Source organism: Dactylosporangium sp. NPDC051541, from assembly GCF_044454505.1.
Lineage (GTDB): Bacteria > Actinomycetota > Actinomycetes > Mycobacteriales > Micromonosporaceae > Dactylosporangium.
This window is the reverse complement of the sequence record NZ_JBITDU010000012.1, coordinates 259,611-282,997: the sequence shown is the minus strand read 5'-3', so window position 1 is coordinate 282,997 and position 23,387 is coordinate 259,611. Positions and strand designations below refer to the sequence as shown.

The following is a 23,387-nucleotide window of genomic DNA, read 5'->3' as shown; positions in this document are numbered from 1 at the left end:
CGTGTACTCCTGGATCTGGCAGCACATCCCGTTTCGGCAGTGGCAGCTCAAGGCCCTCGTCTCCGGCGTGCTCGTCCTCGGCGTCGGCGCCCTGCTCTGGTATCAGGTGTTCCCCGCCGTCGAGCCGATCCTGCCGTTCGACGACGTGCAGGTGGAGACCAACGACCCCGGCGCCGACATCACGGTCGAGAGCCCGGCCCCGTCCCGCCCGCCGGCGGCCACCAGCGTCCCGACCGGCACCGCGCCCGCGGGGGTCCTGCCCAGCTAGCATGGGTCGGTGCGCGTACTCGTGATCGACAACTACGACTCGTTCGTCTTCAACCTCGTGCAATACCTCGGCCAGCTCGGCGTGGAGTGCGACGTGCGGCGCAACGACGAGATCAGCGTCGACGAGGTGGGCCGGATCGCGCCCGCGGGCGTGCTGCTCTCCCCCGGCCCGGGCACGCCCGAGCGGGCCGGGATCTGCATGGCGGTCATCGAACGCTACGCCGGCAAGCTGCCCATGTTCGGCGTGTGCCTGGGCCATCAGGCGTTCGGCGCGGTCTTCGGGGCCACCGTGACGCGCGCACCGGAGCTGCTGCACGGCAAGACGTCGCTGGTGACGCACGGCGGCCAGGGCGTGCTGGCCGGGCTGCCGGACCCGTTCATCGCGACGCGATACCACTCGCTCGCGGTGATCGAGGAGACGCTCCCGCCGGAGATCGAGGTGACGGGCCGCACCACCGAGTCGGGCGTCGTGATGGCCATGCGCCACCGCGAGCTGGCCATCGAGGGCGTCCAGTTCCACCCGGAGTCGGTGCTGACCCAGGGCGGCCACCAGATGCTGGCCAACTGGCTCGCCGTCTGCGGCCAGACCGAAGCTCTCGAACGCGCCCCAGAACTCGTCGCCGAAGTGGAAGCCCGGCGAATCGCCGCATTTGCCTAAAAAGCCAAAAACCGGCGAAAGCTCCAAAGCGCGGACTCGGGTCCGCCGTGGGCACGACCGTCGCTCCCGCCAGACACCGGTCGGCCCTGGCGGGCCTCCCTTCGGCGTCCGTATCAACAACGGTTCAAAGCCAAAAAGCCAAGACGCCGTGAACGGCGCCTAACCAATCGCGCCTAACGGCACGAAAAGGACAAAGACCTTGTGCACAACCCTGTGGATAACGACCAAGTTATCCACAGGGCACGGAGCAGCGTACGGAAAGTAGCGTCAGCCGCCGGCGCTCTTGCTCGGGTTGGCCGAGGCCGGGTTGGACGGCGTCGTGTCTTGCTGGCCGACGTTCAGCACGATCTTCTCGTTCTTGCTGTAGACCCGGCCGACCGCCTGCTTCGAGCTGACCACCAGCCCGACCTTCGAGTCGTCGGTGACCGTCACGGCCTGCTGCGAGATGTTGGTGAACCCGAGCGCCTGCAGCAGCCCCTGGGCCTCCGCGAAGCTCTTGTCCGCGACCGGCGGCATCACCGCCTGGTTGAACTTGGACACGAAGATGGTGACCGTCGACTTGGGGTTGACCTGCGTGTTGGCCGGCGGGTCGGACGACTGCACCTGGTCCTTGGGCTCGGTGCCGTCCTTCTCCGTCACCTGCACCGTCAGCCCGAGCTTCTGCAGCGTCGTGGTCGCGTCGGCCTTCGTCAGGTTGGTCACCGCCGGAACGGTGACCAGGGTCGGCGCTCCGCAGAGCACGTAGTCGACCTGCGAGCCCTTTTTGACCTCGACCCCGGGCGTCGGGTTCTGCTGGATGACCACGCCGGCCTGGCAGTTGTCCGAGGAGCCGGTCCGCGGGTCGCCGGTCAGGCCGAACTGCCGCAGCGTGGTGTCGGCCTCGTTCTGGCTGCGCCCGGCCAGCGACGGCACCCGCACCGGCGGGTCCTGGTTGGCCAGGTAGAGCCCGATCGACAGGGCCGCCACCGCGATCAGGCTCAGCACCGTGATCAGCACGATGATGCCGGTGGAGCTCTTCTTCTGCCGCTGGTTGGCCCGGGCCGGCTGCCGCGAGGCCGGCGGCGGACGGTAGGCGGTGGTCTGCTGGGCCATGACCGCGGCCATCTCGTCCTCGGTCATCACCGGCGGCGCGGAGACCGGACGGCCGGCCGCGGCGCGCATGACGTCGGCCCGCATCTCGCCGGCGGACTGGTATCGATTCAGCGGGTTCTTCGCCAGGGCCTTGAGCACCACCGCGTCGATCTCGGGGGTGACGTCGCGGTTGCTGGCGCTCGGCGGCCGCGGGTCCTCCCGCACGTGCTGGTAGGCCACCGAGACCGGGTTGTCGCCGACGAACGGCGGGTGGCCGCAGACCAGCTCGAACAGCACACAGCCGGACGCGTAGACGTCGCTGCGGGCGTCGACCGGCTCACCGCGGGCCTGCTCCGGCGACAGATACTGGGCCGTGCCGATGACCGCCGACGTCTGCGTCATCGTGGTCGCCCCGCTGGCCAGGGCCCGCGCGATGCCGAAGTCCATCACCTTGACCTGGCCGGTCTGGGTGAGCATCACGTTGCCGGGCTTGATGTCGCGGTGGATGATCCCGTGCCGGTGGCTGAACTCGAGGGCCGCGCAGATGTCGGCCGTGATCTCCAGCGCCCGCCGCGGGGTGAGCCGCCCCTCGGCCGCCAGCACCTCTTTGAGGGTGCGGCCGTTGACGAACTCCATGACGATGTACGGCAGTTCCTCGCCCGCCGGCCCCCGCTCCTCGCCGGTGTCGTAGACGGCGACGATCGCGGGGTGGTTGAGGGAGGCCGCGTTCTGGGCCTCCCGGCGGAACCGGAGCTGGAATGTGGCGTCCCGGGCGAGGTCCGTCCGCAGCGTCTTGATGGCGACGTCACGGCCGAGCCGCAGGTCACGACCCCGATGCACCTCGGCCATGCCGCCATAGCCGAGCAGCTCCCCGACCTGGTAACGGCCGCCGAGGAGGCGTGGCTGGGCGGTCATGTCGTGTCGTCCTTCGGTCATCGACTATCTACCTTGCCACGTCATGCGACGCGAGCACATTCCAGCTGCTTGCGGCGTATCGCCCATCACGCCCCGAGGCACTGACCGGCGACGATCACCTTCGGCGGCTCACAGGTCTGGCTGGCCTTCGGCGCGCCCGAGGACGGCGCCCCGGTCGTGGGGCCGGCCGTGGTCGGCGCCGGCTCGTCGTCGATCTGGCCCTGGTTGACCGTCACGTTGATGGTGCTGCCGGCCGGGATGTCCTTGCCGCACGGGTCGACCTTGGTCACCGCGTTGGGGAAGGCGCCCTTCTTCGGCTCCGGGATGATGTTGACCTTCATGCCGGCCCGCTCGAGGTCGCGCTTGAAGAAGTCGCCAGTGGTCCCCAGCCCCGGGTTGCAGGGCACGTTGACCGCCTTGCCGGTGGCCTTGGCCGTGGTCGGGGCGACCGAGGGAGCCGAGGACGTCGGGTTGTCGCCGACCGGATTCGGGGTCTCGTCGTTGCCCTTGGTCGCCAGGTAGATGCCGCCGATGCCGACCAGCACCAGCAGGACGACCGCGGCGATGCCGACGAGGACCAGGTTGTTGTTGCGCTTGCCGCCCGAGCCCGAGCCCGAGCCGCCGGGGCGCGGCCCCGGGGGCTCCGGCTGGTAGCCGCCGGTCGAGCCGAGGTAGGTCGCGGTGTCGTTGGACGGCGGCGGGGGCACGCCGGCCGCGCCGCGCGCCTGGTGGCCGCCGAGGCCCGCGGCCGCACCGCCGGCCGCACCGGGCACGGCGCCCGGCATGATCCGGGTGCCGCCCGCGCCCGAGGTAGGCGGGCCGGACATCGGCGAGCCGGACATCGGCTGGTTGCCGTAGCCGGGCGAGACGGGCGAGGCCGAGACCGGGCCGCCGGACACGGGGTTGCGCCCCGTCGGCGAGCCGGGCGGGCCCATCGGGGCCCCCAGCGGCGGGACGGCCGGGCCGGTGGCGGTGCCGCCGGAGAGCTGGGCCGAGACCCGCCGGGCGGCCTGGGCCATCGCCGCGGCGCTGGGCCAGCGGGCGCCCGGGTCCTTGGCCATGGCCCGCTCGACGAGCTGGGCCACCGGCGGCGGGATGTCGGCCGGAAGCGGCGGCGGCAGGTCGCGGACGTGGCGCATGGCGATCTCGAGCGGGTTGTCCCCCTCGAACGGCCGCGCGCCGGAGAGGCACTGGTAGGCCACGACGCCGAGCGCGTAGACGTCGGACAGCGGGGTGGCCTGGGAGCCGGAAGCCTGCTCCGGGGAGATGTAGGAGGCGGTGCCGAGCACCGAGCCGGCCGCGGTGAGCTGCGCGACGGCGGCCGAGCGGGCGATGCCGAAGTCGGTGAGCACCAGCGTGCCGTTGGGGCGCACCAGCAGGTTGCCCGGCTTGACGTCGCGGTGGATGACGCCCTTCTCGTGGGCGGCGTGCAGCGCGTCGGCGGCCTGGGCGATGAGGGCCATGGCGCGGGCCGGGGTGAGCCGGCCGACGCGCGACAGGGTGCGGGAGAGCGCGTCGCCCTCCACATACTCCATGATCAGGAAGGCGGTGCCGTTCTCGCTGCCGTAGTCGTAGATGTCGACGACGCCAGGGTGGTTGATGGTGGCCATGGTGCGGGCCTCGCCCCGGAACCGCTCGGCGAAGCCGGGCTCCTCCATCAGGGCGGAGAGCAGCACCTTGATCGCGACCGTGCGGCCGAGCACCTCGTCGGTGCCACGCCACACGTCACCCATACCGCCGCCGGCGATGCGCTCGTCCAGGCGGTAGCGACCGCCGAGGGTGGTGCCGGCGCTCAACATGTCGCGCACCTCATTATCGAATGCCCTTTTCGTCCGCGTATGCCTTCATGATCAGGCCGGCAATCCGAGCCGCCTCGCCGCTGCCACCCTTGCCAGCGTTCTCGAGGAAGACCGCGACCGAGACGATCGGCTTGCCGTCCTTGAGCGCGAAGCCGATGAACCAGCCGTGGTCCTCCGACTCCTCGCCGTTCTCCGCCGTACCGGTCTTACCACCCACTTCCAAACCCGAGATGCGGGCGCTGCGGCCGGTGCCGTCGCTCGACGTCACGACGCTGAGCATCAGGGTCTGCAGCTCTTGCGCGACACCCTCACTGACGGGCGTGCGCAGCAGCTTGGGTTCGGTGTGGTCGGCGATCGACAGGTCGGAGTTCTGCAGACGGTCGACAATGTAGGGGCGCATCTGCTTGCCGTTGTTGGCAACCGTCGCCGCAATCATGGCGCCTTGCAGCGGGGACATCTTCACCTCGCGCTGTCCGATGCTCGACTGAGCGACGGCGGGCGGGTCGACGCGGTTGTCGGTGCCGGCGGTCATCGGGCCGGTGTGGCTGGCCACGATGCCGCAGTAGTTCTTCTCCTGGTCCTCGATCAGGCGGGGCTCCTGCTCGAAGCCGAAGGCCTGGGCCATCGACTTGAGCTTGTCGGCACCCACCTTCTCGACGCCCATCCGGGCGAACACGGTGTTGCAGGAGACGGTCAGTGCCTGCTTGATCGTGATGTTGTCCGGGCAGACGCCCTCGTGCGAGTTCTTGATGCGGAACGACGAGGTCTCCGGCGGCTGGTAGAACTCGCCACCCTGCACGTTCGAGTCCGGCGTGAGGGATGAGTCGGCGGTGAAGGCCGCGGCCGAAGTGATGAGCTTGAAGGTCGAGCCGGGCGGGTAGATCTCCGAGGTCGCCCGGTTGAGCAGCGGCTTGTTGGTGTCCTTGTCCAGCGTGTTGTAGTTGGCCAGGGCGCCCTTGGTGTCGTGCGTGCTCAGCAGGTTGGGGTCGTAGCTGGGCATCGAGACCTCGGCCAGGATCTGGCCGTTGGTCGGGTCGAGCGCGATCGCCGCGCCCTTCTTGATGCCGAGCTTGTTGGCTCCCAACTCCTTGTAGGCGGAGTCCTGGGCCGCCTTGGAGAGCGTCAGCAGCACGTTGCCGCCGGCCGGCTCCTTGCCTGTGAACATTCCGGCGATCCGGTCGGCGGCCTGCTTGTCGGAAGTACCCACCAGGAAGTCGTTGTTGAGCTTCTCCAACTTCGTGGAGGCCAGGTTGACCGGCTTGTAGCCGAGCACCGAGGCGTATTCCGCATTGAGCGGGTAGGTCCGCAGGTACTTCAGCGAGTCGCCGGTGGCCTGCGCGTCGGCCAGCACGTTGCCCTTGGCGTCGACGATCTTGCCGCGCGGCCGCTCGTATTCGGTGGCCTGCACCCGGTTGTTGCGCGGGTTGGTGCGGTAGTCGTCCGCCTTGACCACCTGACGGTAGTTCAGGTTCAGGAACAGCATGGCGAACAGCACCATGACCGCGACACCGACCCGGCGCAGCGGGGCGTTCATCGCACGACCTCCGTGGGCATCTCTTTGATCTGGACCGGTGCGCCGCCGCCCCCGCCGGGTGCGCTGCCACCGGACGCCGAATTGCCGACGGCCGGCCGGCGGGCCGCGTCGGAGATGCGCAGCAGCAGGCCGATCAGCAGCCAGTTGGCCACCAGCGACGAGCCACCGGCCGAGAGGAACGGCGTGGTCTGCCCGGTCAGCGGGATGAGCTGGCTGATGCCACCCACAATGACGAACACCTGCAACCCCAGCGTGAACGACAGGCCACCGGCGAACACCTTGCCGAAGAGGTCCCGGACGTTGATCGCGCTGCGCAGGCCCCGCTCGACCAGCAGCAGGTAGGTGACCAGCAGCGCGGTCAGCCCGAACAGGCCGATCTCCTCGCCGAGGCCGGAGAAGATGAAGTCGGTCCAGACCTCGGGCACCTTGGTCGGCTGCCCCGCGCCCGGGCCGGTGCCGGTGAGGCCGCCCGTGCCGAGCCCGAACAGCGACTGCACCAGCTGGTAGCCCTTGTCGTCGGCGTCGCCGAACGGGTCGAGCCAGGTGGTCGCGCGCTCGGAGAAGTTGAGGAAGGGCCCGCCGACCGACTTGCCGAGGAAGTAGGCCAGGAAGACGCCGCCGAGGAAGAAGGTGAGGCCGATGATCAGCCAGCTGGCCCGCTCGGTGGCGACATACAGGGTCACGATGAAGAGCCCGAAGTACATCAGCGAGGTGCCGAGGTCCTTCTCGAACACGAGGACCATCAGCGACATCAGCCAGACGGCCACGACCGGGCCGAGGTCACGCGGGCGCGGGAACTCCAGGCCCAGGAAGCGCGGGCCGGCCAGGCCGAGCACTTCGCGCTTGCGGACCAGGTAGACGGCGAAGAAGACCAGCAGAAAGATCTTGGCGAACTCGCCCGGCTGGATCGTGAAGCCCGGCAGGATGATCCACAACTTGGCGCCGTGGATGGCCGAGTACTTCGCCGGCAGCACCGCCGGAATGAGCACCAGCACGATACCGGCCAGGCCGAACACGTATGGGTAGCGCGACAGCGACCGGTGGTCCCGCACGATGATCAGCAGCGCGACCGCGCCGACCACGGCCACGGCGGTCCAGCCCAGCTGGCGGAAGCCGAAGCCGGCGAAGACGCTGAAGTCGGCCCGGTCGGCCGCCGGCAGCTTCGAGTTGGCGTAGTCGAGGCGGCGCAGGAAGCCGACGCCGATGCCGTTGATCAGCGCGACGCCGGGCAGGATCACCGGGTCGGCGTAGGGCGCCAGGAACCGGATCGCCATGTGGGCCGCGCCGAAGAGGATCGCGACCATCGCGGGCTGGACCCAGAAGTCGCCCGTGACCTCGCCGACCGCGTTGCCCTCGACGACCGCCGCGTAGATGGTGAGGATGGCGACCACGAAGATCAGGAGGCCCAGCTCGACATTGCGCCGGGTGGGCATGCGGGCACCCGCTCCGCCACCCGAGGGCGGCGGAGCCGGAATGGCGGTGGCGGTCACGATCGGCTTCCTTTACGCCTCAGCACGTCAGCAGCTGGCGCCGGCGGTCGGGGTCGACGTCGCGGACAACGTCGGCGCGGTAGTAGGCGAAGGTGGAGAGGCGGGATCGCCGCCGACCGGTGGAGTCGTCGCGGTGACACTCGGGTCCGTCGTGGCCGACACGGTAAGAGACGCCGAGGCGGTGTCCGAAGGTTGCCCCGTCGGGCACACCTGCTTGCGCGCGGGGTTGGCCGGGTTCTCGAGCTGCTCCAGCTTGTCCTTGGCCTGCTGCAGCGTGTCGACCGTGATGCCCTGGCGGACCGTGCTCTGCGCGGCCGGCGTCAGGTCGTCGATGGTGAGCGTCGAGCTCTCCATGTAGACCTCGCCCAGCTTCAGCCAGGCGATCTTGCCGGGCGAGCCCTTGAAGATCGCGACCCGGCCGGCGTCCGTGACGCCCACGAAGTAGCGCGACTGCGTGTAGGACCAGCCGTACCAGAGCGCGCCGCCGAGCAGGCCGAGCAGGACCACGAGGAGGATCGTGGTGCGCACCGGGTGGCGGGAGCGCCGCCGCCCCTCGTCCTCGTCGCGCGTGTCGGCGTGGCCGCGGGCCGGCACCTCGTCCTCGGGCACCGGCGGGCGCGGCGCGGCCAGCGCGGCGCCCCGGGCCGAGGACATCGACTGGTCGGCCGAGGTCGCCATGCCGCGGTCCTGAGCGGCCGCACCGCCGACGATCGGCCGGGCCTCGACGATGTCCTCGTCGGTGATGTCGGCGACGATCACGGTGATGTTGTCGGGCCCGCCCCCGCGCAGTGCCAGCTCGATGAGCCGGGCCGCGCACTGGTTGGGGTCGACGTACTCCCGCAGTGTGGACTCGATGGTCTCCGCGCTCACGACACCCGAGAGCCCGTCACTGCACAGCAGATACCGGTCGCCCGGCTTCACCTGCCGCACCGAGTATTCGGGGTCGGCGTCACGGCCGTCCAGCGCCCGGGTCAGCAGGGAGCGCTGCGGGTGGCTGTTGGCCTCCTCGAGGCTGATGCGGCCCTCGTCGACGAGCATCTGGACATACGTATCGTCCTTGGTGACCTGGGCGAACTCCCCGTCGCGCACGAGATACGCGCGGGAGTCGCCGATGTGCACCATGCCCATCTTCGTGCCGGAGAACAGCATGGCGGTCAGGGTCGTCCCCATGCCCTCCATGGCCGGGTTCTCCTCGACCGCATCGCGGATCTGCTGGTTCGCCAGGTCGACCGCACCCCGGAGGGTGTCGATCATGGCGTTGCCCGCGACATCCTCGTCGAGCGGCGCCATGGTGGCGATGACGATGTTGCTGGCGACGTCACCGGCGGCCATGCCGCCCATGCCGTCGGCCACGGCCAGCAGCCGCGGTCCGGCGTAGACGGAGTCCTGGTTACCGCTCCGGATCAGACCGCGGTCACTGCGGGCCGCATAGCGCAATGTGAGGGTCATGGCCGTAACTCGATAGAAGTGCGGCCGATGCGAATCGGCACGCCGAGGGGGACGGGGGTAGGCGCGCCGACCTTGGTCTTGTCGAGGTAGGTCCCGTTGGTGGAGCCCAGGTCCTCGAGATACCACTGGCCGGCGCGAGGTACGAGCCGGGCGTGCCGCGACGAGGCGTAGTCGTCCGTGATCACCAGCGTCGAGTCTTCGGCCCGCCCGATCGTGATCGGAGCCTCACCCAAGGTGATGCGGGTGCCCGCCAGCGAACCGGCGGTGACGAAGAGCTGGTTGGCGGTCTTGCCCCGCTTGACCTTCGCCGGACGGCCAGGAGCCGTCACCGCACCAACCCCCCGGGGTGCGGCGACGATCCGGCTCGAACGCGAGCCCGCGAACAGGTCCCGGCGGATCACTCCCACCACCGTGAATACAAAGATCCACAGCAGCACGAGCAGCCCGTATCGGGCGACCGTGATGACGAAGTCCATCTACGACGCGCTCATTCAGATTCCGCCTACGTGAAAGTACGGTCATCCATCCACGCGGTAGGTCAGCGTGGTCGTGCCGAGCTGGATCATGTCACCCGGGTTCAACGCGACCGCGGAGACGCGTTGACCGTTGACCATCGTGCCGTTCGTCGAACCGAGATCAGTCAGCACGACCTGAGCCCCGTCGAAGTCGAGCCGCGCGTGGCGACGCGAGATTCCGACGTCGGGAAGCCGCATGTTGGCCTGGTCGCCCCGGCCGATCACGGTCGATCCGATCGACAGAGGGTAGCTTCGCCCGTCGCCGGACACCAGTCGAACGTTGCGAGCCGGTCCACCGGGTCCACCCGGCGGCGGGCCGTAGCCCCCGGCCGGCTGCTGGTTGTAGCCACCGTAAGGGTCCGGAGCCGGCGGCGGCGCGACGTCGGCACCCGTGTAGACCTCGGCGGTCACCCGGAACATGCCGGTGTCGAGCCCATCGCCGCGCTCGATCTCGACGATCACGTCACCATAGACCGTCCAGCCCTGCTCACCGATGAACTCGGCCTGCGACTGGGCCAGCTCCTGGGCGAGCGCGGCGGCATAGGGCGCCAACCGGCTGTGGTCATAGGGAGACAGGTCGATCACGTAGCGATTCGGCACGAGCGTGCGCCCGCCGGCCAGAATCGCCTTGTGGGCTTCCGCCTCCCGTTGCATGGCGTTGAGGATCTCCACGGGGTGGACGACCCCCTTGAAGACCTTGGCGAAGGCCCCCTCGACCAGGCCCTCTAGGCGCTTCTCGAAGCGCTGCAGCACACTCACCGGTTCCTCCTCGGGTTCCGAGGTCATGATGGTATCCGGACGTCGCACGCCCGTATGCAAGCTGACCGGTCGGCCCGTGCTACTCTTCCGTGGCGCCCAGGGAAGCCTAGTGCCTACCCGGTGATTCTGCCGAGTGGGAGTGAAGTTATGCTCTGGAGCGCCGGATCAACAGGAGCTAGTCTCCTAACTGGTCCAAGGGGAAGTGGCGGAATGGCAGACGCGCACGGTTCAGGTCCGTGTGCCCGAAAGGGCGTGGGGGTTCAACTCCCCCCTTCCCCACCGCTGAGGGGTCACCATGCTCATGGTGGCCCTTTCACCATTTCGCCTTGCAGCGGTGGCATTCCTCGCGCTCGCGCTCCGCGCTTGCTCCCCAGCAGGGGCTTCGCCACCCGCACCCCCATCGCACTCCTCCGTTGCGGATCGTCGGCGCTGGGCCCCGGGTGGGAGGTGCGGTCCGCGGGCGGGTGGGAGTTGTCGTTCGCGTTTGGCTGGAGGTTGCGGTCTGCGTGCGTCGGTGTTCCGTCGGGTTGTTGACTCCACGCGCCGCGATCGGACCCTTATCTGGGCGCGGGTATGCTGCCGTTCCGTGAGTGTTGCACTGGTAACTGGGTCAGCTGGGCTTATCGGGTCCGAGGCGGTTCGGCACTTTGCCTCGCTGGGGTTGGATGTCGTCGGGATCGACAACGACATGCGGGCCCGGTTCTTCGGGGCTGAGGCGTCCACGGCCTGGAACGTTGTCCGGCTTACGAGTGACCTCGGTGAGAGCTACACCCACCATGATGTGGACATCCGGGATCGGGACACGCTCGCCTCGATCTTCAAGCGGTACGGCAAGGACATCTCGGTTGTCATCCATACGGCGGCGCAGCCGTCCCACGACTGGGCGGTTCGCGACCCGTTCACCGACTTCGACGTCAACGCCGGCGGGACGCTCAACCTGCTGCAGAACGTCCGCGAGCACTGCATCGACGCGCCGTTCATCCACTGCTCCACCAACAAGGTCTACGGCGACCGGCCCAACTCGCTGCCGTTCGACGAGCTCGAGACCCGGTGGGAGATCCAGGCCGGGCACGCCTACGAGAACGGCATCAAGGAGGACATGTCGATCGACGCCTGCCTCCACTCCGTCTTCGGCGCGTCCAAGGTCGCGGCCGACGTCATGGTGCAGGAGTACGGCCGCTACTTCGACATGAAGACCGCCTGCTTCCGCGGCGGCACCCTCACCGGTCCGGCGCACTCGGCCACTGAGCTGCACGGCTTCCTGGGATACGTGATGCGCTGCAACATGGAGCGCCGCACCTACAAGATCTTCGGCTACAAGGGCAAGATGGTCCGCGACGCGATCCACTCGCACGACGTCGTCGCCGCCTTCGAGGCCTTCTTCCGCAGCCCCCGCTCAGCGGCGGTCTACAACCTCGGCGGCGGCCGGCACTCCAACACCTCGCACCTCGAGGTCTTCAAGCTGGCCGAGCAGATCACCGGCAATGAGATGGTGACCGAATACCACGAGGCCAACCGGGTCGGCGATCACATCTGGTGGATCGGCTCCAACGAGCGGTTCCAGCTGGACTACCCGGAGTGGAAGCAGGTCTACGACGTGCCCATGATCTGCCAGGAGATCTACGAGGCCAACGTCGGCAAGTGGACGCCGGCAGCCTGACGTGATCGATCAGGGCAAGCAGAACGTCCTCGGGGTCGAGGTCAGCGCGGTCGACTACGACAGTGCCGTCGACACGGTGCTGCGGGCCGCCCGCGAGCAGCGCTCCCTGGCCGTCACCGCGCTGGCGGTGCACGGGGTCATGACCGGGGTGCAGGACAAGGCCCACGGCGCCCGGCTCAACTCGTTCGATCTGGTCACCCCCGACGGTCAGCCCGTGCGGTGGGCGCTCAACCTGCTGCACCACGCGCAGCTGGCCGACCGCGTCTACGGCCCCGACCTGACCCTCAAGGTCCTGGCCGCCTCGGCCGCGGAGGGCCTGCCGGTCTACTTCTACGGCTCGACCCAGGAGACGCTGGACCGCCTGGCCGCGAAGCTGCACGAGCGCTTCAGCGACCTGAAGATCGCCGGGATGGAGCCGTCGAAGTTCCGCCCGGCCGCCGACGGTGAGCCGGAGGAGATCGCGGCCCGCATCAAGTCCTCGGGCGCCCGGGTCGTCATGGTCGGGCTGGGCTGCCCCCGCCAGGAGGTCTTCGTCTACGCGATGAAGCACCTGGTGGACGCGCCGATGCTGGCCGTGGGGGCCGCCTTCGACTATCACGCGGGCGGTCTGAAGAACCCGCCGGCGTGGATGCAGCGCTACGCCCTGGAGTGGCTGTGGCGACTGGGCCTGGAGCCGAAGCGCCTCTGGCGCCGCTACATCCTCCTGAACCCCAACTACCTGGCCCGGCTGGGCGCTCAGAAGGCCCGCCTGTGGCGCGCCGCCCCGCCGCCCCCGGCAACCGAACCCCTGCAGCACTTCGCCGTCTAGCGCGGTCTGGCCGGACATGCCGATGGGCGCCCCAAGAGGCGCCCATTCGCGTTGGATATCTCACATCAGGCGATTTGTCCGCCTGGTGGGACGTCCGCGTAGTCGGAGGATCAGCGGCCGGTGATGGCGTCGACCTTCGTGGCGCGGCGCTTGAAGGTGCCACGCTTCTCGAAGGCCTGCTCGGCCGGCCACAGCATCAGGGCCAGCGGGGCCGCGATGTACCAGCGGTCGAGCATCACGTAGGCGACAATGTTGGCCGTGACGCCCACGGCGTACAGGGTGACCAGCCAGTCGACCCGCCTCTCCCCGATGCCGCGCTTGTGGTAGGCGTCCAGGACGCCGAAAGCGCCGACACTCAGGGCCAGCAGGCCGAACCCGCTGACGCAGGCGAAGATCAGATCGGTCACGTCACTCTCCCTTGCAGCCCGGTACACCGGCAAACTTTGACCAAAGCTAAGCGGACATTTCAAGATCGACCATCAACTTTGCGACACCGCCCCTGGCCTGAAGGTGGCGCGACCAATCGGGCATTCGGCCGATATGACTGATCTTGCTCACCGACAAGGATCGGCTGCCGCGCGGTCGTCTTGAGCCGGTTCGCCGGCTTCTTTGCCGGTTGGCATGACGGGCTCCGGAGACACGGTCCGCGCACCCGGAGCCCGTCCGACCTCCCCAGGTCGAGTCCACCCTGTTTCTACAGGGTGCGGATCGACCTGTCGATAGACAGGCAAAGGCGCGCCAGGGCCGCGCGACGGCCTACTTCAGCTGCCGGGACTCCTGGGAGTAGATGAGCTCGATGATGCTGCGGGCGGCCTCGAACCAGCGGTCCAGCCACTCCTGCTGCGGCATCGTGCCCTTCGGCGGGAGCTCCATGAGCAGGCCCCGCAACAACGGGTGATCGGCCATCGAGGCGCTCGGCGCGTCCAGCCAGGAGTCGCGGCCGAACATCGGCTCGGGCAGCGGGCCGTCGAGCGGGTTGGAGCTCAGCGACCCGGAGCTCAACGAGCCGCCGGTGAGCGGGCCGAGGTCGGCGACGAGGGAGGACTCGGGGAGCTTGGGCGGCGTCATGTCCAGCGGCATCGACGCCCGGTCCAGCGGCGAGCCGTTGCGGGGGGACAGGTCGTCGAGCGGCCCGTCGCCGATGCCGTCCCGGCGACCGCCCGGACGGTAGCTACCCAGTTGCCCGGAGAAACGGTCGTCGGTCTTCGACGATCCGTTGCCGAAGTTTTCGGGGCCAATGTTCACGGTAGGAAGCCTTATCTCACTCGGGGGGAAGTGACGCAATCGGTGCGATTCGCGGCACTCATATCTACAACGACGTTGCTGGTGGAACGCCACGCCTCGACGTCCCCTGGCCCGCGCAAAGGCCCCGGAAGACCACCCACCCGGAGAGGGAATTCGGCCGTAAAACGAACCGGCCCGTCCCGCGGGCGAAACCGCGGAACGGACCGGCTGGTTAAGACGGCGTGTTGTCACGCCAGGTCGAACTCGCCGTCCTTGGTCCCGCCGATGAAGGCCAGCCACTCCTCCGGGGTGAACAGCAGTACCGCCCCGGCCTTGTCCTTCGAGTCGCGGAGGGCCACCGCTCCGCCGACGAACGCCACCTCGACACAGTTGTCGGAGTAGGGCCCGCTACGAGTGCTCTTGCGCCAGGCGGCACCCTCGAGGTTCACGCTGAAGCCCTTGGCCTCGATTTCCACTACAGCTCCTTTGTCAGCTTCACGAACAATGACACTGACTCGTCCGGACGGAGTGCGTTGGCGCGCAAGTAGTCAAAGATGAATCCGTAGCGCTGCAGCTCGTCGTCCTTCTCGAGAAAGAGACCCCCGGCCGCGTTCGAAGCGAACACGAAGTTCTGCCCGGCAGACTCGTCATACAGCAAAATCGTGAATGCCCCGTCCATCCCGGCGTGTGAGCCGGCGGAGAAGGGCAGGACCTGCAGGGTCACGTTGGGCCAGCTGGCCGCCAGGCTCAGGTGCTCGAGCTGGCGGCGCATGACCGCCCTCCCACCGACTGGGCGGCGCAGGACGGCCTCGTCCAGCACTACCCAGAGATCGATTGGGTCATCCTGAGTGAGTAACGACTGACGGCCCATTCGGACACGCACCCTTTTCTCGACATCGTTCGCGCCGATGTCGGGCCGGGCGGCGTGGATCATGGCCTGCGCGTACTCCTCGGTCTGCAACAGCCCGGGAACGACGAGCGCCTCGTAGGAGCGGATGTGGTCGGCTGCGGCCTCCAGGCCGACGTAGGCGCTCGTCAGCACGTCGCCGTACAGCTGCCACCAGCCCTTCTGCCGTGCCTCGCGAGCGATTTTGAGCAATTGATCGGCATATTCCGGATCTACGCCATAAATGTCCAACATGTCGCGAACGTCCCGTGGCGTGACACCCGTCTGGCCGGTCTCGATCCGAGAAATCTTGGAGCCGGAACATTCCAGCCGATCCGCGACCTGGTCGATGGTGACGTGCGCGGCCTCCCGCAGCCGGCGCAGCTCCATGCCCAGCTGGCGGCGCCGGAGGGTCGGACTGCCTCGTCGACTTGCCACGTCTGTCGTACCTCCACGCCACGAGATCTACGTAGATGACTTACGTATAGATCAGCGCAACATCGTAAAGCCGCGCAAGGCGACTGGGCACAACATTCTGTGACTCATACCTGCGGTGGAAACTTCGTCTTGCAAGTTGCATTGATCACCGTTGTACGGCAACCTGTCCGTGTGGCTGGGGTCACGGATTGTTCATTTGGACGACCAATCCCCCTCAGGTGGACGCAGCGACAAACGATCGAACCCGATCGGCGGTTACGGACAAGCCCTCGCGAAGGGCCCCGTGACCGGCCTTCCCCACAAGCCGACGGAAAAGACGGGAGTCCCACGGTGTTACCCAGGACTGGTGATGTGCTGCGCGTGACGAAGACCGCGAGTGTGCAGTTCACGCAGCCCATGCTGTTCCGAGTCATCCGCGTTCACGACTGGCAGACCTACGACGGCTGGGCCTGGCTGGACGGATACCAGCTCAACGCCTCGGGCGACGCTGTGGAGCGCCGCTCGATCTTCGTCCTGCTCCAGGGCCTGCAGCCGGGCTTCGTAGCCCGCAATCAGCGCTCGTCCGCTGTTCCGATCCGCAGCGGTCTGCCGGTAGCCGTCGGCTGACCTCCGCCCTCAGAAAGACGATCGCCCCCTCCGCCGGTTGCTCCACGGACCGGCGGAGGCGTCATTTCCAGAGGTCGCAGAGGCGTCATCGGCAGAGGTCATCGGCTCGCTGACGCGCTTGGGAGCGGTACCGCCGGCTCCGTAGTCACCGGCGCGGAGATCACGAGCGTGACCGTCTCGCCGGGCAGCACGGTCTGCCCTTCACCCGGCCGCACCGACAGCACCTCGCCGGGTGGCAGCGAGTCATCGGGCGTGCGCTCGACCTTCACGTTGAGCCCGAGCCCCTGCAGCTTCACCGTCGCCTCGGCCAGGGTGTTGCCCCGCAGCGGCGGAATCACCACCGGGTCGGGCCCCTCGCTGGGCGGCGCCTCCGAGGAGGGCGGTGCGGACGACGGCGGCGCGGCGCTCGACGGCGGTGCGGACGAGGCCGCGACCGGCGACGACGACTCGACATCGCCGGGCGCGTTCTGGCCGTCGGCCGTCGCGCGGTAGATCAGGTACAACCCGAGGCTCAGCGCGCCGACCAGCACCAGCGCGACAACACCGACGATCACCGGCATGAGCCAGGAGCGCCCCTGATACGGGTCCTCCTCCGGCTCTTCCTCCTCCGCCCACTCCGGCGGCGCGGGCCGGCGCACCGCGGGGTCGCCGGGCGCGGGCACCCCGGCCCGCGCCGACCATCGCTCCCGCTCGCCGTCCTCCACGATCCGGGCGGTCGGCCGCACCCGCTGCGTCGCGTCGACCGGGCGCTGGAGCTGGGTGGCGTCCGGGTCGGGATCGTCGTCGCCGTGCTGGAACGGCCAGAACTGCCGGGTCGCGGACTCGTCGTCGGGCCGGTCGGCTTGGTTCGCCATACCTCCCAGTTCACCACCTTGTCCGACCGGCCGGCCGGTACGCCGCGACATGCCCACCCGCGCCGGAGGAGTAGCGCGTTGACGTACCCCCGACAACAACTCGCCGGGGTGGACCGTGAGGCCTATAGTGCGCGGCATGGCGGCTCGAAGCTGGGTGACCTCAATATTCACGGCGGTCGGCGTCGCGGCCGGCGCGGGTGCCGCGCAGCTCGGGCTCGGCTACGGGCTCGGCATCATCTCCTGGCAGCCGACCGGCAGCAGCGCCACCGTCTGGGTGAGCAGCCTGGCCTGGGTGGCCTGGCTGGCCGCCACGTCGACGGTCATCGGCGCCATCTGCGCCGATCGGCTCGCCGGCGCCGGCGCCCCGGTCCCCGCCAACCCGGACAGCGTCAGCGGCCAGGCCCTGATCGTCGCCTGGCGCGTGGTCGTCGCGCTGGCCGCGGCCGTCGGCTCGCTGATCGTCGTGCCGCTGGTCGCGATCCCGTCCCGGGCGCCGCGGCCGGACAACGCGGCCCCCTACTTCACCGCGGGCGGCTACGCCATCGCCGGCCTGATCGTGGGCCTGCTCGTGGCCATCGCCGCGCTGGCCGCCCGGGCCATCGCGGCCAACGTCATCGCCTCGTCGGCCTGGCTGTGGACCCTGGCCGTGGTGGCCGTGGCCGACGTGGTCCGCGTCGACGGCGACACCGCCACCGCGGCCCAGCTCGGCACCTGGCAGTTCACCGACGCGACCTGGATAAACGGCATGGTCAACCTGCCGGGTGCCCTGCTGATGATCCTGATCGCCCTGATCATCGGTGCCCTGGCCGCCTGGCCCGCCGCCCGCCGCGGCGACCACCGCGTCGGCGTCGCCGTCTCCGGCCTGGCCGGTCCGCTGCTGGTCGCCATCGCCTACTTCCTGGCCATGCCCGCCCTGGGCGAGCACGACCAGCACCTGTCCGCGTTCGTCATCGCCCCCTACGCGGTCCTGGCCGGCCTGGCCGGCTCGGTCATCGTCTCCTCGATCGGCCCCCGCGGCTCCCGCGCACAGGCGCGCGCCAACCGCCGGGCCGTGGCCGCGGAGCGCGACGCCCGCTCGGCCGCCCAGTACTCCGAATGGACCGCCGCCCTGGCCGACGCCGACGACGCCAAGTCCCGCCGCGGCGCCGAGGACGACGAGGCCCCGATCACCACCTCGAGCTCGTCGTGGGCGAAGGAGCCGGTAGCCGTCGGCGCCGCGTCCGTCGGCTCCGCGTCGGTGCCCGAGCTCGACTCGGCCACCGACCTGGAGTCGGATGCCTACGCCCCGTCCCGCGCCTACGGCAAGAGCGAGGCGGCCGGCCGCACCTACACCTCGGACTCGGCCAACCGCGCCTACGCCGAGGACACCGAGCTCGACGAGCCCGACGCCGCGGCCACCGCGGAGGCCAAGCCGGCCGCCACGGGCACCGCCCGCCCGGCCGTCGCGCCACTTTGGCCGACCGAGTCGACGACCGAGGACGCACCGTCGACCGCCAAGCCGTCCCGCGGCCGCGGCCGGGGCCGGGGCAAGCCGGCGGAGTAGCGCTAATGGCCGGGGCCGGGGCAAGCCGGCGGAGTAGCGCTTAGGCCGATGCCGGGCGCGCGGAAGGCGTGCTTGCATACGGCGATGTTCGCGAAACTCGGCGCGCTCATGGTGCGCGGCCGGTGGGTGGTTGTGGCGGTCTGGCTGGCGGTGACCGTTGCCGGGGCGGTGTTCGGCGGCGGGCTGTTCGATCGGCTCGCCACCACGAGTACCAACCGGGCCGACAGTGAGTCCGCGGCCGGGCAGCGGCACATCGACGAGATCGCACCGACCGGTGCGCTGGTGTTCGCGGTCATCGACGGGGTCGAGCCCTACGACCCGGCGCTCGTCGCCGGTGTGAGCTCGGCGGCCCAGGACATCCGCGCCATGGCCGGGGTCAAAGAGGTCAACGATCTCTACACCGGCCAGGGCGGCCGGATCGGGGCCGACAACCGCAGCGTCAGCGTGCAGGTCGAGCTCCAGCCGGGGCTGGCCGAAGGGCCGCGCGAGGCCCTCGAGGACCGGGTCCGGGCCCGGCTCCAGCGGATTGCGGCGCCCACGGTCGAGGTCGGCGGGACCAAGCTGGCCGAGCGCGCCTTCGCCGACCAGTCCGTCCACGACCTGGCCATCGGTGAAGGGGTCGCCTTCGCGGTCCTGCTCGTCGCGCTGTACCTCTTCTTCGGCGGCTTCCTGGCCGCGGCCGTCCCGCTCGTCGTCGCGGCCGTGAGCGTCAGCGGTTCGCTGCTCGTCCTGCTCGGGTTGAGCCACGTGACCAGGGTCAGCGAGTACTCCCTCAACGTCGTCACCCTGCTCGGCATCGGCCTGGCGGTGGACTACTCGCTGCTCGTGGTGGCCAGGTATCGCGAGGAGCAGGACCTCGAGGTGGCCATGCACCGGGCCGGGCGGGCGGTCGCGATCTCCGGGCTGGCGGTCACGCTGACCCTGGCCGGGCTGACCGCGTTCGCCGAGCCCCTGCTGGCCGCGGTCGCGTTGGGCGGAGCCGCGGTCGTGGCGTTGACGACGATCGTTGCTTTGTCGTTGGTACCGGCACTGCTCGCCCTCCTGCCGATAAGCCGGCGACCGCACAGCAATCGGCTCGCCGGACTCCTGCCCCGCCTGGCGACCCGCGCGCAGCGGGAGCCCGCGAAGACCGCCCTGCTCGCGACGCTCGGACTGCTGGTGCTCGCCGCACCGCTGCTGGGCGCGAACCTGGCCAACTCCGACGCCCGTGCACTCCCGCGGTCGAACGAGGCGCGCCGGGCGTACGACATCCAGGAATCGAAGTTTCTCAACGGCGAACCGCAGCCGGTCTCGGTGCTGATCCAGGCCGGGCCGGAGCGGGCCGAGGTGCGCGACCTCATGAACCGGATCGGCAACGAGCTGCAGGCCTCGGTGCTGCGCCAGTCCCTGCGCGGCGATGTGCCCGCGGGCTGGACGATCCTCGATCTCACGCCGAAGGGCGGCCCCGGCGAGCGACCCGGGTACGACATCGTGCGCCACGTCCGCGCGATGGGCACGCCGTTCGCGAAGTGGGTGACGGGTCCGGCCGCGGAGGTGGTCGACTACCGCGACTCCCTGGCCCGTCGCCTCCCCGCGGCCGCCGGGATCGTGCTGCTGGTCTCGTTCGTCCTGCTCTTCGCTCTCACCGGCTCGGTCGTGATCCCGCTCAAGGCCGTCCTCATGAACCTGCTGACCCTGGCCGCGACGCTCGGTGTGCTGGTCGTGGTGTTCCAGTGGGGCTGGGGCGCGGTGCCGCTGTTCTTCGACTCGTGGGGCGGGCTCGACCTGACCACACCGGTGCTGCTGTTCGTGTTCATCTTCGGACTGTCGATGGACTACGAGGTGTTCCTGCTCGCGCGGATCAAGGAGGAGTACGAGCGGCGGCCGGAGACGGACCGGGCCGTCCTGCGCGGTATCACGCACTCGGGTCCGGTGGTGACGGCGGCCGCGGTCTGCATCGGGATCGTGTTCCTCGGGTTCGCGGCGGGCGGTCTGGTCGCGGTGAAGGAGATCGGCGTCGGCATGACGGTGGCGATCCTGATCGACGTGACAGTGGTCCGTGGTCTGCTCCTGCCGGCGCTGATGGCGATGTTGGACCGCTGGAACTGGTGGGCCCCGCGGTGGTCACTGCCGTTCTCGCGGACCGGCCGGTGAGATATTGACAAGGGTCGTGGTTCCGACGCCCGGCTGTCGTGTTGAGGGTTGTCTCAGTAACCTTCCACAACATGTCTCCAGTGGCGGATCATGATCCGCGCAACTCCGGGACTGGTTTCGCGCACACGTTGCGAGCCAGCCGCCTGGCCCGGGGACTGACGCAGGACGAACTCGCCACCCGGGCCGGGCTGGGCGTGCGCACGCTGCGGGAGCTCGAGCGCGGCCGGGTCGCCCGGCCCCAGCGCACCACGGTGTCGCTGCTGGCCGACGCGCTCAACCTGACCGGCTCCGACCGCGAGGCGTTCCTGACCTCGGCCGTGAACCGCCCCATGCTCGCGCCACCGGATCTGCGGCCCGGCAACACGCGATACCTGGACACGGCCGGCCGGATCGTCCGCGGCCGCGGAGCACTACGCCGGGAGCCGCCGCCACCGGTCCCGCCCGGGCCCCCGCCGGCGCCGAGCACCCCCACCCGGACCGCGCTGCCGCTGCCGACCATGACGCCGCTCATCGGGCGCGACGCCGACATCGCCGAACTGCTCACGCTTTTCAGCACCCGGCGGCCACAGGCGGTGGGCGAGGTCGTGGCACTGATCGGGATGGCCGGCGTCGGCAAGAGCGGGCTCGCGCACGCGGTCGCGCACTCGGCGGTCGCGGCCGGCTGGACCGCCGTCTCCGTCACCGTCACGAACGTATCGCAGACCACCGACATCTTCTCCGCCATCGCCGCCGTCTTCGGCGTGGCCCGAGCCGAGGAGCTGAGCGAGACCCCGGAGCCGGTCCTGATCGTCCTGGACGGCGTCGACCGGGCGCCGCGCGCCGCGCTCGAGGCCATCACCTGGCTGCGGGCGCGCATTCCGGCCGCCCGGCTACTGCTCACCAGCCGGCGGCCGCTGGCCGGGGAGCTGCCCGGGGTCGTCGACTGGCAGGTGCACCCGCTGGAGGTGCCCGGCGGGCGAAGGCTCGACGCCGGTTCGCTGCGGCAGGTGCCGGCGGTGGCGCTGTTCGTGGAGCGGCTCCGGGCCGTGCGGCGCGAGCCCGCCCGCGACGACGAGCTCCCGACAATCGCCGAGCTGGTCCGCCGGCTCGACGGGCTGCCGCTGGCGATCGAACTGGCGGCCGCGCGGGGGCGGGTTCTGGAGCTGGTCGAGCTGCTCGCGCGGTACCAACACCGGATCTTGGATCTGGCCGCCACGGACCCGCCCGGGCGCCGGCTGCGCGATGCCGTGGCCGACAGCTATCAGCTGCTGGCCGAGCACGAGCAGGCCGCGCTGCGCCGGCTCTCGACGTTTCGCGGGAAGTGGTCCGTGGAGCTGGCCGAGCTGCTGCTCGACGGGGTGGTCGACGACGTCGAGGCGGTCCTGGACCGGCTTGTCGGGCTGGGGCTGGTCAGCGTTCGCGGCCCCGGCGACCTGCGGTTTCGGCTGCTCGACGTGGTCTTCGACTTCGCCGCCGAGCGGTGCGCGGACGCCGGTGAGCTGCGGGCCGCCCGGCTGCACCACGCCGAAGTGGTCATGCGCACGGTGACGCGGACCTCGGCCGAGCTCACCGGGCCCGGGAGCGCGGCGGCGATGCTGCGGCTCGACTACCTCAACAGCGACATCCGTACGGCATTGCGGTACACCTCCGTGCGCGAACCCGAGACCGCCCTGCGCATCGCCGGGGCCATCCCCCGGTGGTGCCGCCTGCGCGGGCGCGACGTCGAAGGTCACCGGCTCCTGCGCCGGCTCCTCGACGATCGGCGCACGCAGGCCTGCGACCCCGCGACCCGGGCGTGGGCCCAGGTCGGGGCGGCGATGCTGGCCACCGCGCACGGGCGCGGGGCCGAGGAGCTGTGCGCGACCGAGTCCGCGCTGCGGGTGCTGATCGAGCGCGGCGACGTCACCGGCGAGCTCACCGCGCGGGCGCTGCTGGCCGGGATCTGGCAGGCGCTCGGCGGCAGCGACGAGGCCCGCCGGCACAACGAGGCCGCGCTCGGGCTGGCCGTCCGGACCGGGCGGGGCCGGGACATCGCGGTCGTGCAGAACAACCTCGCCTGGCACGACGTGCTCGTCGGCGACCTCGGCACGGCGGCGCGGCGGCTGGAGGGGTCGGCGCGGCGGGCGTCCGAGGCCCGGGACGCCCGGCTCGGTGCGATCACGGAGGCCAATCTGGCCGAGATCGCGCGGCTGGACGGGCGGTTCGACGCGGCGATCGCGCTGGGCCGCCGGGCCGCGACCGTGATCGCCGAGGTCGGCGACCCCGCGCACCGGGTCCGGGTGCTGGGCACGCTCGGCCAGGCCTTCGCCGAGACGGGTCAGCCCGGTGAGGCATCCGCGGTGCTGGCGGAGCTGGCGGCGGTACCCGGAAGCGCCGGAACGGCCGCCCTCGTCAACGGCTATCTGGCCCTGGCTCGCGGCGCCCGGGCGGCGGCGGCCAAGGCGTTCGAGTCGGCCGCGGACCTGCTGGCCGGCCGCGACGACATCCGTGACGTGCTCGAAGCGCTGGTCGGACTGGCGGTGAGCGCCGAACCGGCGACCCGCGACCGGGCCCTGGAGGACCTCGCCGGCCTGCGTGAACGCGGACGCATCCGGCTGCTCCCGCGCGAGCATCGGCTGCTGGCCAGGCTTGAGGGCACGGACGAAGACTCCCCCTGGGTGCGTTGACACGCCGGCCCACCTAGCTTCGCCCGTGCTGGGAGAGGCTATGCCCGGACAAAAGCCTCAAAAGCGATTTTTCCGATTTGTACAGTCAGCCACGCGCGGACCTGCCGGTAGTTCTGCCGGTGCCAACCATTGC

Annotated in this window: 20 protein-coding genes and 1 tRNA gene; 9 read left to right on the top strand and 12 right to left on the bottom strand. The window is 70.1% G+C overall.

Annotated features, from left to right (window positions below):
- The first annotated feature begins 1 nt into the window (after position 1).
- The gene (locus ACIA8L_RS41335) at positions 2-268 is read left to right on the top strand and encodes a hypothetical protein (RefSeq protein WP_395913296.1); all 267 of its coding nucleotides are present in this window, start codon (positions 2-4) and stop codon (positions 266-268) included.
- Positions 269-277: 9 nt separating this feature from the next.
- On the top strand, positions 278-925 hold the full coding sequence (locus tag ACIA8L_RS41330) for an aminodeoxychorismate/anthranilate synthase component II (RefSeq protein ID WP_395913294.1): 648 nt from the start codon (positions 278-280) through the stop codon (positions 923-925).
- Between the two features lie 267 nt (positions 926-1,192).
- On the opposite strand, the gene pknB is transcribed toward ACIA8L_RS41330, so the two are convergent.
- The 7 genes from pknB to ACIA8L_RS41295 form a co-directional block, all read right to left on the bottom strand.
- Complete coding sequence (pknB, locus tag ACIA8L_RS41325; RefSeq protein ID WP_395913378.1) at positions 1,193-2,911, bottom strand: Stk1 family PASTA domain-containing Ser/Thr kinase; 1,719 nt, start codon at positions 2,909-2,911, stop codon at positions 1,193-1,195.
- Positions 2,912-2,997: 86 nt separating this feature from the next.
- A complete protein-coding gene (locus tag ACIA8L_RS41320) occupies positions 2,998-4,710 on the bottom strand; it encodes a serine/threonine-protein kinase (protein ID WP_395913376.1) in 1,713 nt (570 codons plus the stop codon).
- Between the two features lie 13 nt (positions 4,711-4,723).
- Positions 4,724-6,244 carry a peptidoglycan D,D-transpeptidase FtsI family protein gene (locus ACIA8L_RS41315; protein WP_395913292.1) on the bottom strand — a complete coding sequence of 507 codons (1,521 nt, stop codon included), beginning with the start codon at positions 6,242-6,244 and terminating at the stop codon, positions 4,724-4,726.
- Positions 6,241-7,677: an FtsW/RodA/SpoVE family cell cycle protein gene (locus ACIA8L_RS41310; RefSeq protein WP_395913290.1), complete on the bottom strand. Its 1,437-nt coding sequence runs from the start codon at positions 7,675-7,677 to the stop codon at positions 6,241-6,243. Before ACIA8L_RS41310 ends, ACIA8L_RS41315 begins: the two co-directional genes overlap by 4 nt.
- Positions 7,678-7,761: 84 nt before the next feature.
- On the bottom strand, positions 7,762-9,183 hold the full coding sequence (locus tag ACIA8L_RS41305; protein ID WP_395913288.1) for a PP2C family protein-serine/threonine phosphatase: 1,422 nt from the start codon (positions 9,181-9,183) through the stop codon (positions 7,762-7,764).
- Positions 9,180-9,659, bottom strand: a complete 480-nt coding sequence (locus ACIA8L_RS41300; protein ID WP_395913287.1) for an FHA domain-containing protein — start codon at positions 9,657-9,659, stop codon at positions 9,180-9,182. Before ACIA8L_RS41300 ends, ACIA8L_RS41305 begins: the two co-directional genes overlap by 4 nt.
- A 42-nt stretch (positions 9,660-9,701) precedes the next feature.
- On the bottom strand, positions 9,702-10,484 hold the full coding sequence (locus tag ACIA8L_RS41295; RefSeq protein ID WP_395913374.1) for an FhaA domain-containing protein: 783 nt from the start codon (positions 10,482-10,484) through the stop codon (positions 9,702-9,704).
- Between the two features lie 169 nt (positions 10,485-10,653).
- Between ACIA8L_RS41295 and ACIA8L_RS41290 the strand changes: the two genes are divergently transcribed.
- The 3 genes from ACIA8L_RS41290 to ACIA8L_RS41280 all read left to right on the top strand — a co-directional run bounded on the left by ACIA8L_RS41290 (position 10,654) and on the right by ACIA8L_RS41280 (position 12,925).
- Positions 10,654-10,736: transfer RNA gene (locus tag ACIA8L_RS41290), tRNA-Leu, on the top strand.
- Between the two features lie 307 nt (positions 10,737-11,043).
- Positions 11,044-12,117, top strand: a complete 1,074-nt coding sequence (locus ACIA8L_RS41285) for an NAD-dependent epimerase/dehydratase family protein (protein WP_395913285.1) — start codon at positions 11,044-11,046, stop codon at positions 12,115-12,117.
- A gap of 1 nt (position 12,118) precedes the next feature.
- Positions 12,119-12,925: a WecB/TagA/CpsF family glycosyltransferase gene (locus ACIA8L_RS41280; RefSeq protein WP_395913283.1), complete on the top strand. Its 807-nt coding sequence runs from the start codon at positions 12,119-12,121 to the stop codon at positions 12,923-12,925.
- Between the two features lie 110 nt (positions 12,926-13,035).
- Here ACIA8L_RS41280 and ACIA8L_RS41275 read toward each other — a convergent pair whose 3' ends face one another.
- The 4 genes from ACIA8L_RS41275 to ACIA8L_RS41260 form a co-directional block, all read right to left on the bottom strand.
- A complete protein-coding gene (locus tag ACIA8L_RS41275) occupies positions 13,036-13,332 on the bottom strand; it encodes a hypothetical protein (protein WP_395913282.1) in 297 nt (98 codons plus the stop codon).
- A 349-nt stretch (positions 13,333-13,681) separates the two neighbouring features.
- Positions 13,682-14,170 (bottom strand): hypothetical protein, encoded by a 489-nt coding sequence (locus ACIA8L_RS41270; protein ID WP_395913280.1) that lies wholly within the window; start codon positions 14,168-14,170, stop codon positions 13,682-13,684.
- Between the two features lie 227 nt (positions 14,171-14,397).
- Positions 14,398-14,625, bottom strand: a complete 228-nt coding sequence (locus ACIA8L_RS41265) for a DUF397 domain-containing protein (RefSeq protein WP_395913278.1) — start codon at positions 14,623-14,625, stop codon at positions 14,398-14,400.
- Positions 14,625-15,425 carry a helix-turn-helix domain-containing protein gene (locus tag ACIA8L_RS41260; RefSeq protein WP_395913277.1) on the bottom strand — a complete coding sequence of 267 codons (801 nt, stop codon included), beginning with the start codon at positions 15,423-15,425 and terminating at the stop codon, positions 14,625-14,627. The genes ACIA8L_RS41265 and ACIA8L_RS41260 overlap by 1 nt, the downstream gene beginning before the upstream one ends.
- Positions 15,426-15,803: 378 nt before the next feature.
- On the opposite strand from ACIA8L_RS41260, the gene ACIA8L_RS41255 reads away from it, so the two are divergent.
- Positions 15,804-16,079 carry a hypothetical protein gene (locus ACIA8L_RS41255; protein ID WP_395913275.1) on the top strand — a complete coding sequence of 92 codons (276 nt, stop codon included), beginning with the start codon at positions 15,804-15,806 and terminating at the stop codon, positions 16,077-16,079.
- A 98-nt stretch (positions 16,080-16,177) separates the two neighbouring features.
- Here ACIA8L_RS41255 and ACIA8L_RS41250 read toward each other — a convergent pair whose 3' ends face one another.
- Positions 16,178-16,933 carry a PASTA domain-containing protein gene (locus ACIA8L_RS41250; RefSeq protein WP_395913273.1) on the bottom strand — a complete coding sequence of 252 codons (756 nt, stop codon included), beginning with the start codon at positions 16,931-16,933 and terminating at the stop codon, positions 16,178-16,180.
- Positions 16,934-17,069: 136 nt separating this feature from the next.
- Between ACIA8L_RS41250 and ACIA8L_RS41245 the strand changes: the two genes are divergently transcribed.
- The 3 genes from ACIA8L_RS41245 (at position 17,070) to ACIA8L_RS41235 (ending at position 23,254) form a co-directional block, all read left to right on the top strand.
- Positions 17,070-18,476, top strand: a complete 1,407-nt coding sequence (locus ACIA8L_RS41245; protein ID WP_395913272.1) for a hypothetical protein — start codon at positions 17,070-17,072, stop codon at positions 18,474-18,476.
- Between the two features lie 84 nt (positions 18,477-18,560).
- A complete protein-coding gene (locus tag ACIA8L_RS41240) occupies positions 18,561-20,609 on the top strand; it encodes an MMPL family transporter (protein WP_395913270.1) in 2,049 nt (682 codons plus the stop codon).
- 71 nt (positions 20,610-20,680) lie between these two features.
- The gene (locus ACIA8L_RS41235) at positions 20,681-23,254 is read left to right on the top strand and encodes an ATP-binding protein (RefSeq protein ID WP_395913268.1); all 2,574 of its coding nucleotides are present in this window, start codon (positions 20,681-20,683) and stop codon (positions 23,252-23,254) included.
- The last annotated feature ends 133 nt before the right edge of the window (positions 23,255-23,387 follow it).